At 55.5% G+C, this 18,192-nt stretch carries 20 protein-coding genes; 9 read left to right on the top strand and 11 right to left on the bottom strand.

Annotated elements, in window-relative coordinates; all coding sequences use genetic code 11:
- Positions 1–23: 23 nt before the first annotated feature.
- The 7 genes from pgeF (at position 24) to TH19_RS02865 (ending at position 6,800) form a co-directional block, all read left to right on the top strand.
- Positions 24–845, top strand: coding sequence for a peptidoglycan editing factor PgeF (gene pgeF, locus TH19_RS02895; protein WP_114100846.1), 822 nt, complete (start codon positions 24–26; stop codon positions 843–845).
- A 111-nt stretch (positions 846–956) separates the two neighbouring features.
- Positions 957–1,970, top strand: a complete 1,014-nt coding sequence (locus TH19_RS02890) for a hypothetical protein (protein ID WP_114100845.1) — start codon at positions 957–959, stop codon at positions 1,968–1,970.
- Positions 1,971–2,276: 306 nt separating this feature from the next.
- Positions 2,277–3,209 (top strand): ribose-phosphate pyrophosphokinase, encoded by a 933-nt coding sequence (locus tag TH19_RS02885; protein WP_114097993.1) that lies wholly within the window; start codon positions 2,277–2,279, stop codon positions 3,207–3,209.
- A 123-nt stretch (positions 3,210–3,332) separates the two neighbouring features.
- A complete protein-coding gene (locus TH19_RS02880; RefSeq protein WP_114100844.1) occupies positions 3,333–3,947 on the top strand; it encodes a 50S ribosomal protein L25/general stress protein Ctc in 615 nt (204 codons plus the stop codon).
- A 15-nt stretch (positions 3,948–3,962) separates the two neighbouring features.
- A complete protein-coding gene (gene pth / locus TH19_RS02875; protein ID WP_114100843.1) occupies positions 3,963–4,748 on the top strand; it encodes an aminoacyl-tRNA hydrolase in 786 nt (261 codons plus the stop codon).
- 65 nt (positions 4,749–4,813) lie between these two features.
- On the top strand, positions 4,814–5,917 hold the full coding sequence (ychF, locus tag TH19_RS02870) for a redox-regulated ATPase YchF (RefSeq protein ID WP_114100842.1): 1,104 nt from the start codon (positions 4,814–4,816) through the stop codon (positions 5,915–5,917).
- A 145-nt stretch (positions 5,918–6,062) separates the two neighbouring features.
- Positions 6,063–6,800: a glutamine amidotransferase-related protein gene (locus TH19_RS02865; RefSeq protein ID WP_114100841.1), complete on the top strand. Its 738-nt coding sequence runs from the start codon at positions 6,063–6,065 to the stop codon at positions 6,798–6,800.
- A 3-nt stretch (positions 6,801–6,803) separates the two neighbouring features.
- Here TH19_RS02865 and TH19_RS02860 read toward each other — a convergent pair whose 3' ends face one another.
- The 10 genes from TH19_RS02860 to TH19_RS02815 form a co-directional block, all read right to left on the bottom strand.
- A complete protein-coding gene (locus TH19_RS02860; protein ID WP_114100840.1) occupies positions 6,804–7,337 on the bottom strand; it encodes a DUF2478 domain-containing protein in 534 nt (177 codons plus the stop codon).
- 21 nt (positions 7,338–7,358) lie between these two features.
- Entirely contained in the window at positions 7,359–7,949 is a 591-nt protein-coding gene (locus TH19_RS02855; protein WP_114100839.1) for a NapC/NirT family cytochrome c, read from the bottom strand.
- A gap of 11 nt (positions 7,950–7,960) precedes the next feature.
- Positions 7,961–8,425 (bottom strand): nitrate reductase cytochrome c-type subunit, encoded by a 465-nt coding sequence (locus TH19_RS02850; RefSeq protein ID WP_114100838.1) that lies wholly within the window; start codon positions 8,423–8,425, stop codon positions 7,961–7,963.
- Positions 8,426–8,436: 11 nt separating this feature from the next.
- Positions 8,437–10,941: a periplasmic nitrate reductase subunit alpha gene (gene napA / locus TH19_RS02845; protein WP_114100837.1), complete on the bottom strand. Its 2,505-nt coding sequence runs from the start codon at positions 10,939–10,941 to the stop codon at positions 8,437–8,439.
- 44 nt (positions 10,942–10,985) lie between these two features.
- Complete coding sequence (locus TH19_RS02840; RefSeq protein ID WP_181846284.1) at positions 10,986–11,237, bottom strand: chaperone NapD; 252 nt, start codon at positions 11,235–11,237, stop codon at positions 10,986–10,988.
- Positions 11,230–11,754 carry a ferredoxin-type protein NapF gene (gene napF, locus TH19_RS02835; RefSeq protein ID WP_114100835.1) on the bottom strand — a complete coding sequence of 175 codons (525 nt, stop codon included), beginning with the start codon at positions 11,752–11,754 and terminating at the stop codon, positions 11,230–11,232. Before napF ends, TH19_RS02840 begins: the two co-directional genes overlap by 8 nt.
- 18 nt (positions 11,755–11,772) lie before the next feature.
- Positions 11,773–11,946 carry a periplasmic nitrate reductase, NapE protein gene (gene napE / locus TH19_RS02830; protein WP_114100834.1) on the bottom strand — a complete coding sequence of 58 codons (174 nt, stop codon included), beginning with the start codon at positions 11,944–11,946 and terminating at the stop codon, positions 11,773–11,775.
- A 243-nt stretch (positions 11,947–12,189) separates the two neighbouring features.
- Positions 12,190–13,230: a zinc-dependent alcohol dehydrogenase family protein gene (locus TH19_RS02825; protein ID WP_114100833.1), complete on the bottom strand. Its 1,041-nt coding sequence runs from the start codon at positions 13,228–13,230 to the stop codon at positions 12,190–12,192.
- Positions 13,231–13,259: 29 nt separating this feature from the next.
- A complete protein-coding gene (locus TH19_RS02820) occupies positions 13,260–14,231 on the bottom strand; it encodes a rhomboid family intramembrane serine protease (RefSeq protein ID WP_114100832.1) in 972 nt (323 codons plus the stop codon).
- 57 nt (positions 14,232–14,288) lie between these two features.
- On the bottom strand, positions 14,289–15,212 hold the full coding sequence (locus tag TH19_RS02815) for a LysR substrate-binding domain-containing protein (protein ID WP_114100831.1): 924 nt from the start codon (positions 15,210–15,212) through the stop codon (positions 14,289–14,291).
- 167 nt (positions 15,213–15,379) lie between these two features.
- Here TH19_RS02815 and TH19_RS02810 point away from each other — a divergent pair, with 167 nt between their 5' ends.
- Both TH19_RS02810 and ahpD read left to right on the top strand, forming a co-directional pair.
- Complete coding sequence (locus TH19_RS02810) at positions 15,380–15,907, top strand: peroxiredoxin (RefSeq protein ID WP_114100830.1); 528 nt, start codon at positions 15,380–15,382, stop codon at positions 15,905–15,907.
- 161 nt (positions 15,908–16,068) lie between these two features.
- On the top strand, positions 16,069–16,605 hold the full coding sequence (ahpD, locus tag TH19_RS02805; RefSeq protein ID WP_114101204.1) for an alkylhydroperoxidase, AhpD family: 537 nt from the start codon (positions 16,069–16,071) through the stop codon (positions 16,603–16,605).
- A gap of 79 nt (positions 16,606–16,684) precedes the next feature.
- On the opposite strand, the gene TH19_RS02800 is transcribed toward ahpD, so the two are convergent.
- Entirely contained in the window at positions 16,685–18,184 is a 1,500-nt protein-coding gene (locus TH19_RS02800) for a tripartite tricarboxylate transporter permease (protein ID WP_114100829.1), read from the bottom strand.
- Positions 18,185–18,192 lie beyond the last annotated feature (8 nt).

The following is an 18,192-nucleotide window of genomic DNA, read 5'->3' as shown; positions in this document are numbered from 1 at the left end:
TCAAACCTTGGAGCCACCCACCCATGACCCATCCGATTACCGACGGTATTGAACGTTCGTCAAACGGACTGACATGGTTTGAGGCCGAACGCCTTTCGGGCAAGGATGGATTGCGTCACGGGTTTCTCAGCCGCAAGGGCGGGGTTAGTGACGGTCTTCATGGCGGGTTGAATGTCGGTTTCGGGTCCGATGACAACAAGGACCGGGTGGCCGAAAACCGTGCGCGTGCGGCATCGGCCTTTGCCACCATTTCTGAAAATCTGACCACGGTTTATCAGGTGCATGGCACCGATGTTGCCGTTCTTGATAAGCCGCTTTCACGTGATGAAGCGCCCAAGGCCGATGCGATGGTCACCGACCGTCCGGGCATCATGCTGGGTATTTTGACCGCCGACTGTACGCCGGTCCTGTTTCATGATCCGGTTGCCGGAGTGATCGGCGCATGCCATTCGGGATGGCGCGGATCATATGGCGGTATTTCGGCCAGCACGGTTGATGCGATGGAAAAGCTTGGCGCGAAGCGTGAAAATATTACCGCCGCGGTCGGCCCGTGCATCGCACGCAAATCCTATGAAGTAGATGGTGCGTTTCGCGATACCATTCTGGGCGGGCCGGAAGGCAGTGACGATTTGTTTGATACATCGGTTCGGGCCGGGCATTTCATGTTTGATTTGCCGGAATATGTCCGTCGCCGGACGATTGCGACCGGGATCGCATCGGTCGAATTGGTCGCGCGTGATACGCTGGCCGAGGAAGAACTGTTTTACAGTTATCGCCGCACGACGCTTCGCAAGGAACCCGATTACGGTCGGCAACTTTCCGCAATCATGTTGACCGGGGCGTAGGGCGATAAGGCCCGGGGGGATACGTCATGCCGCATATGATTATGCTGTTTTTCTTTATTATCATCGCGACCATGATCGGTTGCGTTTTGATGTGAATATATAAGTGACGATATGAAATCGATCCTCCGTTCCCTTGTTCTGTTTGTTGTGACGGCTGTGCCGCTGGCGGCCTGTGGTGATTTGCCGCGCCCGTTTGAAGGGGCCGGACGTGAAGGCGATCCGTCACTTTTGGAATTGCGCGATACCGGAACCGTCAGGGTCGAGACGGGCGATGATCTGCCCGAAGGTGCATCGGCACATCTGGCCCGTGCGATGGCGCGTGCCCTTCGTAACCGGGATATCCCGGCCTATAGCGACAGTAATATTGGTGGCAGTTACATCCTGCGTCCCAATATCGAAGCCAGCCTGATTGAAAATGGTGCGAAACTTGACGTGACCTGGGTTCTGATGCGCCCGGACGGATTGGCAATTGATACCACCCGTTCGGTTGGCGAGTTATCCGCGCAGCAATGGTTTGCCGACAATCCGACCGGGCCGGAAGAAAACAACATGGCCCTGCCCAAGGAGTTTGTCGACAAGGTGCGCGAACTTGACGGGATCAAGGAAGACCCGATGCACCTGACCTATGACGGGCTTGTTGCGCAATCGGCCGATCAGATTGCCTTCATGATTACGGGGGACCGGTCATCGTTCAAGGCGGCACCCTTTATGAAGATTGCCCTGATTGATTTTGCCGGGGCACCGGGGGATGGCAATACCGCACTGGCACGTTCGGCCGGGGCATTGTTGGTATCAAAGGGCATCCTTGTTGATAACAAGGAGATTGATGAAAACAGTGTGATCCTGTCCGCAACGATTGATGTCGCCCCCATCGAGAACGGTCAAAAGCCGCCGGTTGATAAAGTCGCCATTGAATGGGTGATCATGGAAGCCGATGGCACGGAACTTGGACAGATGAAGCAAAACAATGTCGTGCCCCATGGCAGTCTTGATAAATATTGGGGCGGGGTGGCATCCCTTGCCGCCCAGGCGGCGGTTGAAACCCTTGAAGGGGTTTTGGGGCAAATTGCCACCCGTAAAAAGCTGCAATTCCGGGCAGATAAAAAGACGCTTTCAGCGCGCTAGAACGCTTGAAAGCCAAGGGATGGCCGTCTGATGCATGACAGCCTTGTCGTTATTCGTCATTGCCCCCATTTACAGACTGTTAACGGCTGGTTATAAAGCCGCCGCGCACTGCCAAGGTGCAGGTTTGCCTATATATGGTCTTTGAGTGTCGTGAACATGTCGTCGTTTCGGGCGGGGTTTCCCCGGTTTCCGGGCTTTTGGGCGACAGGGGCAAACGGGACCACACCCGGCTGACCTGTGTTGGTGGAGTCGCAAAAAGGATTTTGTTTTTTCGCTTTCCCGGCACCCATTAACCGAGGCCCCGCTATGAAGATCCTCGCTGGTAACAGTAACCGCCCGTTGGCTGAGGCTATTGCTGACCATCTGAATCTGCCGCTTACCCGTGCAGATGTTAAGCGTTTCTCCGATGAGGAAATCTGGTGTGAAATTCAGGAAAACGTCCGCGGTGAGGACGTTTTTGTCATTCAGAGCACCTCTTTCCCCGCAAACGACAACCTGATGGAACTTCTGGTGATACTCGACGCGCTGCGTCGTGGGTCTGCACGTCGCATCACGGCTGTCATTCCGTATTTCGGTTATGCCCGTCAGGACCGTAAATCCGGTCCCCGTACCCCGATTTCGGCAAAGCTGGTTGCCAACCTGATTACGGTTGCCGGTGCTGACCGCGTTCTGACCATGGACCTCCACGCCGGTCAGATTCAGGGCTTCTTCGACATTCCGCTTGATAACCTGTTTGCGTCGCCGGTTCTGACCAGCGATATCCGCAACAAGTTCGAAGGCCAGAAACTGGTCATCGTCAGCCCGGATGTCGGCGGTGTTGCCCGTGCGCGTTCCGTTGCGAAACGTCTGGATGCCGAACTTGCGATCATCGACAAACGTCGTCCGCAGGCCGGTGTTTCCGAAGTCATGCATGTTATCGGCGACGTCAAAGACGCAGCCTGCATCCTGGTTGACGATATCGTTGACTCGGCAGGTACGCTTTGCAACGCAGCCGGTGCACTGAAAGAACGCGGTGCATCGTCGGTTGCGGCCTATGTTTCCCACGGTGTCCTGTCGGGCCCGGCGGTTGAACGTATCGCCAATTCGCCGATGACCGAAGTCGTCACCACCGATTCCATCCGTGCATCGGATGCGGTTCGTGATTGCACCAAAATTCGTCAGCTTCCGATTGCGCCGCTGATGGCAGAAGCCATTCGCCGTATCTCGGAAGAAAAATCTGTTTCCGTTCTTTTCGATTGAGGGTATAAGGCCCTCGCCGCGGTGGCACCCCTGGAGGCCACCGCGCTTGTTTTCGTGGGCTTTCAGCGGTGATTTACACCAACCTGCGAAGACAATACTTTCTTAGTTCAAGGAGATTTTCCGATGGCAAACACTGTTATCACTGCGGAAATCCGTGAACGGGCCGGAAAGGGGGCCGCCCGTGCCGTGCGTCGTGCCGGTATGGTCCCTGGTGTCATCTATGGTGCAAAACAGGAAGCTGTTCTGTTCCAGATCGACCCGCGTCCGCTTTGGAAACTTCTGCATAAGCCGGGCTTCTATTCTCATGTTCTGACTGTTGAAGTCGGAAGCGAGAAATATGACGTTCTGCCGCGCGACGTTCAGTTCGACAAAGTTACCGACGAAATCATGCACATCGATCTTCTGCGCTTTGCAAAAGGCCAGACCATCCATGTGGAAGTTCCGGTTCGCTTCGAAAACGAAGAGAAATCGCCGGGCCTGAAAAAAGGCGGCGTTCTTAACGTTGTCCGTCATGATGTTGAAGTTATCTGCGCTCCGAACGCAATTCCGGAAGAGCTGGTCTTCGACCTTTCTGGCGTTGCAGTTGGTGACTCGATCCACATTTCGGCAATCAAACTGCCGAAAGGTGTCGAACTCGCAATCACCGACCGTGACTTCACCGTTGCGACCGTTGCTGCTCCGTCCGCTCTGAAGTCGGAAGAAAATGCCGCTTCGGACGAAGAAGCAGGCGAAGAATAAGATCGAGGTCTTGTAATGTTTTTGGTGGTTGGACTGGGAAACCCGGGATCGGGATATGCCGCCAATCGCCACAACATTGGCTTCATGGCGGCGGACGAAATCGTCCGCCGCTATTCTTTTGGGCCCTGGCGCAAAAAGTTTCAGGGTCAGATTTCCGAAGGCGACGTGAACGGTCACAAAGTTCTGGTTCTCAAACCGGAAACCTTCATGAACCTGTCGGGGCAAAGCGTTTGCGAAGTGCTGCGCTTTTACAAGATTCCGGTCGAAGACGTTATTGTTCTGCATGACGAGCTGGATTTGCCGCCGGGCAAATTGCGCGTGAAACGCGGTGGCGGGCATGGCGGGCATAACGGATTACGATCAATTGACGCCCATTGTGGCAAGGAATATCGCCGCGTGCGTCTTGGCATTGGTCATCCGGGGGATAAATCCCGTGTGCATGACCATGTTCTTGGGGATTTCTCCAAGGCCGAGAGCGAAGGCTGGCTGATGGCGCTTTTGGACGGGGTTGCTGCGGAATTCGCGCGACTGGTCAAAGGCGATGATGGCGGCTTTATGAGCAAGGTCTCGGCCATCGTAAGCCCGCCCAAGCCAAAGGCACCGAAAAAGGATAAACCGGCGGCCAAACCGGATCAAAAAGATGGCAATGACGACGCAGGTCTGCAAAAGCAGGCTGGCGAAGGAATGGAAGATTTGTCCGGTGCGGCAAAAGTCCGCGTGGAACGCGCAGACACACCGGTCAGCAATGCAGCCTCGGCCATGGCCGAGGCACTTGCCAAGGCATTTGGCAAAAAGAAATAGTCTTTCGGTCGGGGGCTGCCCGGATCGATTCCGATGAACAGAAATTCAAGTGACGGAGCCCGAAGATGGGATTCAAATGCGGTATTGTTGGTCTGCCCAACGTTGGCAAATCGACCCTTTTTAACGCCCTGACCCAGACGGCCGCTGCGGAAGCAGCAAACTTCCCGTTCTGCACCATCGAACCGAATACCGGTCGTGTCAGCGTTCCTGATGATCGTCTTGATAAAGTTGCGGCGATTGCAAAATCGGCCAACATCATCCCGACCCAGCTTGAATTTGTCGATATTGCCGGTCTGGTTCGGGGCGCGTCGAAGGGCGAGGGCCTTGGCAACCAGTTCCTTGCCAATATTCGCGAAACCGATGCCATCGTGCATGTTCTGCGCTGCTTTGAAGATGGCGATATCACCCATGTCGAAGGTTCTGTGAACCCGGTCCGTGATGCGGAAACCATCGAAACCGAATTGATGCTGGCCGATATGGACAGCCTTGAAAAGCGGATCACCGGTCTTCAGAAACGTGCCAAGGGCAACGACAAGGATGCCAAGCTGACGCTTGAGCTGGTGGAACGGACCCTTGAAGTTCTGCGCGAAGGCAAACCGGCCCGTGTCGTTGAAGTAAACAACGAAGACGAAGCCAAGGCATTCCGTATGTTGCAGCTTTTGACCAGCAAGCCGGTTCTGTATGCCTGCAACGTGGATGAAGACAGTGCCGCTGATGGCAACGAACTGTCGGCCAAGGTTGCCGAAATGGCCGCTGCACAGGGTGCGCGTTCGGTCGTGATTTCAGCAGCCATTGAATCCGAAGTGGCGCTTCTTGAAAGTGCCGAAGACAAGAAAGAGTTCCTTGAAGGTCTTGGTCTTGAAGAAACCGGTCTGGCCCGCGTTATTCGCGAAGGCTACAAGCTTTTGAACCTTTTGACCTTCTTTACGGTTGGTCCGAAAGAGGCACGCGCATGGACCGTGCATGAAGGTGCAACTGCCCCGAATGCAGCGGGCGTAATTCACACCGATTTCGAGCGCGGCTTTATCAAGGCCGAAACCATTGCCTATGACGATTTCATCGCATTTAACGGTGAAGTTGGTGCGCGTGATAACGGCAAGCTGCGTCAGGAAGGCAAGACCTATATCGTCAAGGATGGCGATATCTTCCACTTCAAATTCAACGTTTAAGCCATCGCTTGGCTGTTTTGATCTTTGAAGCCGTCGCACAATGTGCGGCGGCTTTTTGATTTTAGCACAGGGTTTTTGACGATGCGGGACTTGTCAAAACGACGAAGGGCGGTCTACCCTTCGCTAACGCAGCAATGAGGTCCCGATGAACGAACTAAGCCCTGCCAACCGCATTCTTCTGATTTTCAATTCGGCCACCGGACAGCCGGGACGGTTGGGAACGGTATTGCGCAAGTACGGTTATGAGTTCGATATTCGCCGTCCGGGCGAAGGCGATGCATTGCCCGATGATCTGTCTGCCTATCACCTTGTCGTGGTGTTTGGCGGCCCGATGAGCGCCAATGACGATGACCTTGGCAATGTGCAGGCGATCATGGAATTCCTGCCCAAGGTGGTTGCAAGTAACGCGCTGTATCTTGGTATCTGTCTTGGGGCGCAGATGATGGCGCGTCATCTGGGGGCGGAAATCGAACCCCATCCCGAAGGCCTGACCGAGATCGGCTATTACCCGGTGCAGGCGACCGAGGCGGGGCAGGACCTGTTTCCCGATGAAATGATGGTCTATCACTGGCACAGCGAAGGGTTCGGGCTTCCGGCCGGTGCAGAGCTTGTTGCGACCGGATCGGTATTTCCCCATCAGGCCTATCACATTGATGAACGTATCTGGGGCATTCAGTTCCACCCGGAAGTCGATGATGAAACCCATGAACGCTGGCTTGCGAATTCGGCGGCCAAGACTGACCGACCGAACGGGCAGGACCCGGATCAGCAGCGCGCCGGACGGGCCAAATATGATGCGGCGTTCGGGGCATGGTTCGAACGGTTCGCCGCCAAGGTGCTGGTCAAAGACCGGGCACCGGCACAGCTTGGATGCTGTGATTAGGGCCTAGGCGTTTTCGGCGACATTCATGTGATGTGAAAGCCAATCGCGGATTGCGGTTTCATCAAGCGACAGGGTTTGAGCCATGCCGCCATGAAATTCATCCCAGGCATCGGCATATTCATCGCGCACGCCAACCAGAACCGGGATTTCAAGCACCATGGCGCGTGAAATCACATCACGCAGGCCACGGCCATCGGCCTCGCTTCGGCCAAAGCGCGCGACAATCAACAGATCGCAATCGGTTTCGACATCGCGTTCAAGCTGCTCGGAAAGCGATGACAGGGCATCGCCATCAAGCTTGCAGCCCTTTGCCATCGCACCACGGTTTTTGGTGATCGGCATTTCATCGCCGCTGCGCAGATTGCGGACATAGACAAGCGTGCCACAATCCCGATCCTTGCGGCGTTTTTGCACGTAACCGGCAATGCGGTTGGCGTCAAAACCATGGGCAATTTCGCCCAGCACGTCGTCAATCGGGTCTTTTGGCCGGAAAGGGATACCGGCCAAAAGGGGCCCGTTTTCTTGGGTGTCTGTCACGCTGTCTGGTCCATCTTCACTTTATTGCCATTCGGGAACACCCGACATATCAGGAAGATGATGCGCGATCCCTTTGTGACAGTCGATACAAGTCTTTTCACCGGTAAATAAAAATTTCTGATGAGCCTCGGACGCGCGGGGGCTTTGTCGGGTGGTATCCATCGATTCCGCGGAATGGCAGTTCCGGCATTCGAGCGAATTGTTGGCCGAAAGCCTTGCCCATTCGTGCTGGGCCAGTTCAAGACGTTTCTCCAGGAACTTGTCACGGGTGCTGATGGTGCCAAAGAGTTTACCCCAGACTTCCTTCGAGGCCTGCATTTTACGGGCGATCTTGTCCGTCCATTCATGCGGCACATGGCAATCCGGACAGGTTGCGCGAACGCCCGACCGGTTGGTGTAGTGGATCGTGGTTTTCAGTTCCTGATAAACGTTGTCGTTCATTTCGTGACAACCGATACAGAATTGTTCGGTGTTGGTGGCTTCAAGGGCGGTGTTGAAACCGCCCCAGAAAATGACCCCGGCGATAAAGCCGCCAACCGTCAGGAAGGCCAGACTGTAATGCACGCTGGGCGTTGTCAGTACCGTCCAGTGCCTTTTGATAAAGTTCTTCATCGGCCCCCTCCTTATTCCGCGATGCGGGTGCTGTTATTGGGCAGGAGTTGGTCGATATCGACAAAGTTGTTGTCGACCAGAGGTTTGACTTCTTTTTGCGGCACATGGCATTGCGTGCAGAAATAGCGACGCGGGCTTACCGCGGCCAGGAACTGATTATCCCGATCCATGAAATGGGTGATCGACACCATTGGTGCGCCACTGTCACCCGTGCGCGAGCGGGCATGACAGGACAGGCATTTATTGGCGTTGCGATCAATCTGGTAGCCTTCGATATCATGGGGGATGGTCGGCGGCTGTTCCGGGTAGTTGCGCGGGCGTTTTTCGCTGTTGTCTTCAAAGTTCGACATTTGCGGGGCCGGGGAAACCTGATCAGGGGCGGCACTGCGTAATGTGGTGATCGGTTCGGCGGCCATAGCCATGCCTGCAATGCCAATGATCGCAAGGGAAAGCAGCCATTTTGCGGATATTTTCATGGTTTCCTCCCTCACACTTTTTCAATGCGGATGGCACATTTCTTGAAGTCGGTCTGCTTGGACATCGGATCGGTGGCATCGAGCGTGACCTTGTTGATCAGTTCGCTGGCATCAAACCACGGAACAAAGACCAGTCCACGGGGGGGCTTGTTCCGCCCGCGGGTTTCAACACGGGTGCGCATATCGCCACGGCGTGACGTGATTTTGATTTCATCCCCGCGGCGCAGACCCTGTTCGGCCGCATCATCGGGATGCATGAAGCACACGGCATCAGGGAAGGCGCGATAAAGTTCGGGCACGCGCTGGGTCATGGAGCCGGAATGCCAGTGTTCGATCACACGGCCGGTGCACAGCCAGTATGGATATTCTTCATCCGGGCTTTCGGCGGCCGGTTCATAGGGCAGGGCAAAGATGCGGGCCTTGCCATCCTTGTGGCCATAGAATTCGACCCCGGCGCCGGGCGTGACATAGGGGTCATATCCTTCGCGGTATCGCCACAGGGTTTCCTTGCCATCGACCACCGGCCAGCGCAGACCGCGAACTTCGTGATAGGTATCAAAGGGTGCAAGGTCGTGCCCGTGTCCGCGACCAAAGGTGGCGTATTCTTCGAACAGGCCCTTTTGAACATAGAAGCCGTATTCTTTGGATTCCTGGTTGTTGTAATCAGGCGATGTCTGTTCCAGCGGGAACTTGTCGACATTGCCGTTGCGATAGAGCACGTCAAACAGGCTCTTGCCACGCATTTCCGGTGCCTTGGCCAGAAGGTCTTCGGGCCAGACATCTTCCATGGTGAAGCGTTTGGAAAATTCCATCAATTGCCACAGGTCGGATTTGGCATCGCCCGGCGCATCGACAAGCTGATGCCACATATGGGTGCGGCGTTCGGCATTGCCGTAACAGCCTTCCTTTTCCACCCACATGGCGGTTGGCAGGACAAGATCGGCGGCCTCGCAGGTGACAGTGGGATAGGCGTCCGAGACCGTGATGAAGTTTTCCGGGTTGCGATAGCCGGGCCAACCTTCCTCGGTCATGTTGGCGGCAGCCTGCATGTTGTTGTTGCACTGAACCCAATAGGCATTGAGCTTGCCATCGCGCAGCATGCGGTTCTGAAGCACCGCGTGATAGCCGACCTTATCGGGAATGGTGCCGTCAGGCAGTTTCCAGATTTCTTCGGCATGTTTGCGGTGTTCAGGGTTGGTCACCACAAGATCAGCGGGCAGGCGATGGGCAAAGGTGCCGACTTCGCGGGCGGTGCCGCAGGCAGACGGTTGTCCGGTCAGCGAGAAGGGCGAGTTGCCCGGCTCGGCGATTTTGCCGGTCAGAAGATGGATGTTGTAAACAAGGTTGTTGGCCCAAACCCCGCGGGTATGCTGGTTAAAGCCCATGGTCCAGAACGAAGTGACCTTGGTATCGGGATCGGCATAAAGTTCGGCCAATGCTTCGAGGCGTTCCTTGGGAACCCCGGTCAGTTCATGGGTTTTATCAAGGGTGTATTCCGCGACAAATTCGGCATATTCGTCGAATGTCATGTCGGTCGAACCACCGGCATCGGCGGCGTGTTTGGCCGATTGTTCCCGCGGATCTTCCGGGCGCAGGCCATAGCCGATATCGGTATTGCCACGACGGAAAATTGTGTGCTTGTTGACGAAGTCGGTATTGACCCGGTTGGTTGAGATGATGTGATGGGCGATATAGTTCAGGATCGCCAGATCGGTTTGCGGTTCAAACACCATCGGGATATCGGCCAGATCAAAGCAGCGATGCTCGTAGGTCGACAGCACGGCAACCTTGACATGCGGGGCAGACAGACGGCGGTCGGTCACTCTTGTCCAAAGGATCGGATGCATCTCGGCCATGTTCGAACCCCAGAGCACGAAGGCATCGGCTGCTTCCATATCGTCATAGCAGCCCATTGGTTCGTCCATGCCAAAGGTCCGCATGAAGCCGACCACGGCAGAGGCCATGCAATGGCGGGCATTGGGATCAATATTGTTGGACCGGAAACCGGCCTTCATCAGTTTGGAAGCAGCATAACCTTCCCACACGGTCCATTGGCCGGACCCGAACATGCCAACCGAGGTCGGACCTTTGGCCTTAAGGGCGGCTTTCCATTTTTCGGCCATGACGTCAAAGGCCTCGTCCCAGGAAACCGGTTCGAAATCGCCATTTTTGTCAAACACGCCGTTCTTTTTGCGCAACAGCGGTTGGGTCAGACGGTCCGTGCCATACATGATCTTGGACAGGAAATAACCCTTAACGCAGTTCAGACCGCGATTGACCGGGGACAGAACATCGCCATGGGTGGCAACCACATGGTTGTCCTTGGTCGCGACCATCACCGAACAGCCGGTGCCGCAGAACCGGCACGGGGCCTTGGACCATTTAAGCTGGGTATGTTCGGACTCAGTGACCAGATTTTGGGCGGATGCCGGCAAACTGATGCCGGCCGCAGCGGCCGCAACGGCGGCGGCCTTGGCTTTAAGGGCATCTCGGCGGGATATCTTTGCCTTGAACATGGTTTCGTTCCTTGATCCAGAAAGCGGAGTGCTTTTTAAAATTTTCAGTTGGCTTTTTCGCTGTGGTGAAACACCAGATTGACGCCAAGGACGCCGGGGATTTCACCGATCTTTTGCATGGTGTCGGCCAGTTGCCGGTCAGTATCGGCTTCAAGCACGACAACCAGCTTGCCGCTTGCGTCTTCGGAGGTGACTTCCGCACCCGCAACGCTTGCAAGCCGGGATTTAAGATCGTCCATCTGTTCGGGACGGGTTTGCACGATCATGCTGGAGATCACCCCGATATCTTCATTCATGGGCATATTCCTTGTGCGGTGTGATCAATATGGCATCGGCCGGGCAGGCCCCCTGACAGGCCCCGCATCTTGTGCAGGTATCGCTATCAATGATGACCCTTGCCCGTCCGCCCAGTTGTGGCGGAATGCGAATGGCCCGTTCCGGGCAGATGTCGCCACAGGACCGGCAATAGATGCCCTGTTCGGCAAAGCAGTTTTTGGCGACCGTGATATCAAGATGCCATGCCGGTTCGACTGAGCGGTCAAACACGTTTTCAGAGCAGGCATCGGCGCATGCCTCGCAAAAACTGCATTCACCCTTGTTGAAATCAATGGCAGGCAGGTTCGCACCATCAAGGGCAATGATGCCTTCCGGACATGCAGGCACACAGTCCGCACAACCGGTACAGTTGGCATCGAATTGAACAGCCCAGGGGGGACGGATTGCCGATAACTCCGGGCGTGATTGCACATCCGTTCCCGAACGGAACCGGTCCAGAAATGCCCTGCGGCCCGGATCTTTGAGGGTATCAGGCATAAGCCCGCCCTCCGCCGATCAGACCGGTGGTCCGGGCGGGCCCGCAAACATTTGATAAATCCAGATTGAAAAACCGAGCCCGCCGACAATCGCGACCGCAAGGGCCGGTGCCAGAACAATGGCCAAGAACAGGAAACTGCGAAGTTCCGTCTTGCGCCGGGCATCACCTTCTAGAGTGATTTCTTCCGTCATGGTCGCGTCTCTCTCTGTCTCATTTCTGAGGTCAGAAGCCTTACAATCGCATCAGTTTGGGTGCGTATGCTGGCATTCTTTTCAAGGCTCCCTCATTGAGGTGGGGAGTACCCGGACAGAGTGTAAGGGTATTTGGGGTCGTTGGGCAATCCTAAGTATAATAAGTATTATTTAATTAATATTATAACGATTATAAAAAGCGGCTGTGTTGCAGGCGGTTCCGGGGAAAGGGCCGAGACGGGACTAGAACCGGTCAATCACCGTAACGCCGGTTCCGGCGAAGTGATTCATGTTCATCAGGGCGGTTGCGCCTTCGGCGAGTGTGACTCGATCCCCGATCAGTTTTTGCGGGGCGAGTTTGCCGGTCATGATCATGTCGATCATCGCGTCATAGCGGAATGCCTGCATGCCGTGGCTGCCAAGAATTTCAAGTTCATGGGCAACCACCCGATCCATCGGAACCTTGGCATGGGCGTGGTCACCGGTCATCAGGCCGATCTGGATATGTTTGCCGCGTTTGCGCAGGGATGAGACAGAGTTAAAGCAGGTCACCGCACTGCCAAGGGCATCGACAGAAACATGAACGCCGCCACGCGTCATGTCCTTGATCGCGGCAGGAATGTCGTCAATTGTCTTGGCATTGAGAACGGTATTGGCACCAAGTTCCTTGGCAAATTCCAGTTTGGTGTCGTCGATATCGACCGCAACCACATAGGCCCCGGCGGCCGCGGCAATCATGATTGCCGACAGACCGACACCGCCCGCGCCGTGGACCGCAACCATCTGACCAGCAGTTACCTTGCCCTGGTCAATCACGCCGCGGAAACTGGTGGCAAAGCGGCAGCCAAGGCTGGCGGCCGTCGCATAATCCATTTCATCAGGCAGGCGCACCAGATTGGTGTCGGCATAGTCAATGGCGACATATTCGGCAAAACTGCCCCAATGGGTAAAGCCCGGCTGGAACTGATGATCGCAGACCTGATGGTTGCCGCTGTGGCATTCGGGGCAGTGGCCGCAACCCGATACAAACGGAACGGTAACGCGATCGCCTTCTTTCCAGCGTTTGATATCCTTGCCGACCGCAACCACGGTTCCGGCAAATTCATGGCCGGGCACGTGGGGAAGCTGGACATCGGAATCATGACCCATCCAGCCGTGCCAGTCACTGCGGCACAGGCCCGTGGCACCAACTTTGATCACGACACCGCCATTGGTCGGGGTGGGATCGTCAAGTTTCTGGACGTCAATCGGACCCTGATATTCGGTGAAGAAGGCGGCGCGCATTGGAATTCTCCGGGGATGGTGTTACGCGATCAATTATTGTCTTTGTTGTTGTCCGGATGCAAGCGGACAACTTTGGGAACGCCAACAGACGGCTTGGCCGCCGGTTTTTCCGACGGGGCAGGCTGATAGCGTCCCCACGGGGATTTGTCGGCATTTTCGCCTTCCTTGCCCCAGGGGCCGCGCTGATCATCACGCATATGGGCATGCTTGGCGGCACGTTCGGCCTCGTAGGCTGCGGCCCAAGGCGGAATGTTTGATCCGGCATTGCCATCGCGTGCCTTGCGACCCGGGCGATACATGCCGAATGCCGGTGCGGCGGATCCATCATGCCAAAGCGGTACATTGCGATGTTTGAACAGCGGGATCAGCGCCATCCCGGCAACAAAGCCGGCGATATGGGCGACCCATGCGATGCCGTCATCAGCCCCGCTGCCAAAATTGATGATCTGGGTTACAAACCAGAAACCGAGCACAAAGACCGCCGGGACATAGAAAATAAACACCCAGAAGAACCAGACCAGCACGCGTGCCTTGGGATAGAGCAGGAAATAGGCACCAAGCACCCCGGCAAGCGCACCGGATGCGCCGATCATCGGAATTTCGGACTGGGTATCAAGGATGCCATGCCCAAGGGCGGCAGCAACCCCGCAGATCAGATAGAAGACCAAAAAGCGGAAATGCCCCATCGCGTCTTCGACATTGTTGCCGAAAATCCACAGATACAGCATGTTGCCGCCAAGATGCATCCAGCCGCCATGCATGAACATGGCCGAGAAAATCGACAGGAAGTCAAAACCCGCGGGGAAGGGGGAAAGTTCCGGCGGCAAGCTGGCATGGCCAAAAACGATGGCCGGGATCGCGCCATATTGCAGATTGACCAGCTGCGCCGAACGCGGATCGAGCGAAACCGTTACGAGGAAAACCAGAACATTGACGGCAATGATCCCATAGGTGACCCAGGGCGTGATGGTGGTCGGATTATTATCCTTGATCGGCAACATCGACGATAAGCCTGTTCCCTGTTTTACGAAGAGGCGAAGGGTATCTGTTTCCCGAAATCAGGCGACATCTGCCTGATGACGCGGTGTCAGCCGATCCCGCAGATAGGTTGCCAATTGGCGATATTCGCGTTTGCGGGCCGAACTTCTGCGCCAGACCATACCAATCCGGCGGATCGGCACCGGGTTTTCAAACGGCATGATTTTCAAAAGATCGGGACGGCGTGCCTCGACCTCAAGCGACATTTCAGGAAGCAATGTCGATCCAACGCCAGCAGCAACCATCTGAACCAGTGTCGAAAGGCTGTTGGCCTGAAAATCGGCGGACTTGCTCCAACCGGCTTTCTGGCAGACTTCAAGCGCCTGATCGCGCAGGCAATGGCCGTCTTCCAGCAGCAACAGCTTTTCATCTTTGATATCGGTGATTTCAAGGCGGCGCTTGTGGGTCAGCGGATTGTCCGGGCTGCAGGCAAAGACGAACTGGTCTTCGAACAGATCAAATTCTTCGAGCCATGCTTCTTCGATCGGCAGGGCAATCAGGGCAAGGTCAAGTTTACCCGCCGAAAGCAGCTTGATCAGGTTGCCGGTCTGATCTTCGCGCAGGAAGGGCTGCAATTTCGGGAAGCCGGATTTGATGCCGGTCATGACATCGGGCAACAGATACGGGCCGATGGTCGGGATAACGCCGATATGGATCGGGCCTGACAGCGGTTCGGTTGCGGCCTGTGCCATGGTGGTCAGTTCGTCGACTTCCTGCAAGATGCTTCGCGCCCGCGAAACGACTTCTTCACCCAGCGGCGTGATCAGGACCTGACGCTTGTTGCGTTCAACAAGCTGCGCACCAAGAAGGTTTTCAAGTTCGTTGATCGCCGCCGACAGGCTGGGCTGCGTGATAAAGCAAGCCTCGGCCGCACGGCCAAAATGGCCGCATTCCGCAAGAGCAACCAGATACTTGAGCTGCTTGATACTTGGTTGGGCAGCCATAAATTTTTCCTATCAACAACTGAGGATTTATCTATTTGTCTTAGTTAGTCCATTTCACTACAAATCGCCAGCAGGGAGTGCATTTTTTGCACTTGCACACAAGATGACGCGGCCTGTCGGGGGCCGTTAATCGGGAATTTTAACTGGGTTATGGAGTAACCAAACTAATGCTTACCGTTGGTGATATTCTTCCTGAATTCAATCTCACTGGTGTTTCGGGTAAAACCCCGGACAGCTTCGCACCGGTTACTGACAAGTCCTATGAAGGCAAATGGAAGATCCTGTTCTTCTGGCCGAAAGACTTCACCTTTGTCTGCCCGACCGAAATCGTTGGTTACGGCGAACTGAACGGTGAATTCGAAGACCGTGACGCGGTTCTTCTGGGTTGCTCGACCGACACCGATTTCGTCCACGCTGCATGGCGTACCCACCACGAAGATCTGGGCGACAGCCCGTTCGTATGGCTGGCTGACGAGAAAAAAGAACTGTCGGCTGCTCTTGGTGTTCTGGCGAAAGATGCCGGTGTTGCCCTGCGTGCGACCTTCATCGTCGATCCGGACAACATCATCCGTCACGTCCAGGTTAACGACCTTAACGTTGGTCGTAACCCGCAGGAAGCACTGCGTATTCTTGACGCGCTGCAGACCGACGAACTTTGCCCGTGCAACTGGAACCAGGGTGATGCAACCCTCTAAGTCGCCCTTGGTGATTTAGTCCAGACGATATTGGGGTCGGGCATCTGCCCGATCCCGTTTCAGCCAAAACATTTTCATTCCATGTTTCAAGCTTTGCCCGACCGGTGCAGGCACTGGCTGATCTGTTTTTGTTTTTGCATTTTGTTTCAGGGGATACCCAAATGACGTCGATTATCGAAATCAAGGACGCAATGCCGGCCTATGCCAAGGATTTGAAACTGAACCTGTCGAGCATGGCAAACAATCCGGGCATGACCGACCAGCAGGTTTACGGCACCGCCCTTGCGTGTGCCTTTGCATCGCGCAACGCCAAACTGATCAAGGCTGTTGCCGCAGAAGCAAAAGAAAAGCTGTCCGAGGAAGCAATTGAAGCCGCCAAGGGTGCGGCGGCAATCATGGGCATGAACAACATCTATTACCGTTTCGTCCATCTGGTTTCGGATGCCGAATACGGTTCGATGCCGGCCCGCCTGCGCATGAACATCATCGGCAAGCCGGGCATTGATAAAGCCGATTTCGAGCTGTTCTCGATTGCAGTTTCGGCGATCAATGGCTGTGGCATGTGCATCGATTCCCATGACAAGGTCCTTAAAGGTGCCGGTGTCAAAAAGGAAACGATCCAGAACGCGATCCGTATTGCTTCTGTGATCCATGCGGTTGCTGTTGTCATCGACGCAGAAGACGCGCTGGCCGAGTAACGCCGGGCGCGTTCAGCAAGACCTAAAAAAAGAGGGTGTCAAAATTGACACCCTCTTTTGTTTTGGATGGTTGTGCTGATCAGGCTTTGCGTTTGTTCCGGTAACTGACCAGTACGGGCAGGATGACAATCAGTACCGCCATCACATAAAGCCCGATACTTTCCCAAGACGAGATCAGGATAGACCAGTCCCCGCGCGAGATGGAAAGAGCACGGCGCAGGTTATCTTCGAACAGATGACCCAGCACAAAACCCAGAATGATCGGTGCCAGCGAGAATTCGAGTTTGCGCAAAATCCAGCCGAAAATGCCAAACCCGATAATCAGCAACAGATCAAACGGATTGCCGACCACAGAATAAACGCCGATGAAGGCAAGAACCGCGATCAGCGGGCTTAGATATTTCTGCGGGATTGTCAGCATTCTGGCAAACAGGCCAACCAGCGGCAGGTTGATCACCAGCAGGGCGAGGTTGCCGATATACATCGAGGCGATCAGGCCCCAGGCGATTTCCGGACGCTGTTCAAACATCATCGGACCGGGCGTGACGTTAAACAGCATCAGCGCACCAAGCAGAATGGCCGTCGTTCCCGATCCCGGAATGCCAAGCGTCAGCATCGGAACCATGGCCCCGCCAGCCGCGGCATTGTTGCCGGCTTCCGGTGCGGCCAAACCACGCGGATCACCGGTCCCGAACTTTTTACGGTCTTCGCCAGCCATCCGCATTTCGGTGCCATAGGTGACAGCCGATGCAACCGAGGCACCAACACCGGGCAAGACACCGATGATAAAGCCGATGATCGAAGACCGCAGCATGGTCCAGCGGATCTGCATCAGGTCTTTCCAGGTGACGAAGCTTTTGCCGATTGGCAACAATTTAAGCTTGCCCGAGACCTGCTGTTCGACAAGGTGGATCAGTTCCGCCATACCAAAGAAGCCAATCACCACGACAAGGAAATCAAACCCGGCAAGAATATCGGGAATGCCGCCGGTATAGCGCGGAACGCCGGTATTGGCGTCGATCCCGACCGTGGCCAGCATCAAGCCGATAGCAGCCCCCATCAGTGTTTTGACCTGATTTTTACCGACAAGCGATGACAGGCTTGCAAAGGCAAAGACCATCAGGGCGACATAGTCGGCGGGGGTGAAGGTCAGGGCGAATTTGGCAAGGAACGGACCAAAGAGCGACATCAGAATGACGGCAATGGTGCCACCGACAAAGGAGGCAACAGCCGAAATCGACAAGGCCCGGCCAGCTTCGCCGCGCTTGGCCATCGGGTTGCCATCAAGGGTGGTCATCACCGCCCCGGCATCGCCCGGCACATTCAAAAGAATGGATGAGATACGCCCGCCATATTCGGCACCATAATAGATGCCAGCCAGCAGGATCAGGGCAGATTCAGGCGGCAGACCCATGCTGTAGGCGATGGGCAGCAGAATGGCGACGCCATTGATCGGACCAATACCGGGCAGCGCACCAATCAGGGTTCCGGCAAAACAGCCGATCAGGACGAGCAACAGGTTCAGCGGCATCAAGGCGACACCGAAACCGCCACTCAGGCCAGTTAGAACTTCATTCATGGGGATAA

The organism is Thalassospira profundimaris, from assembly GCF_003326675.1.
Lineage (GTDB): Bacteria > Pseudomonadota > Alphaproteobacteria > Rhodospirillales > Thalassospiraceae > Thalassospira > Thalassospira aquimaris.
The sequence above is the reverse complement of the archived record's forward strand: the minus strand, read 5'-3'. Positions and strand labels throughout refer to the sequence as shown.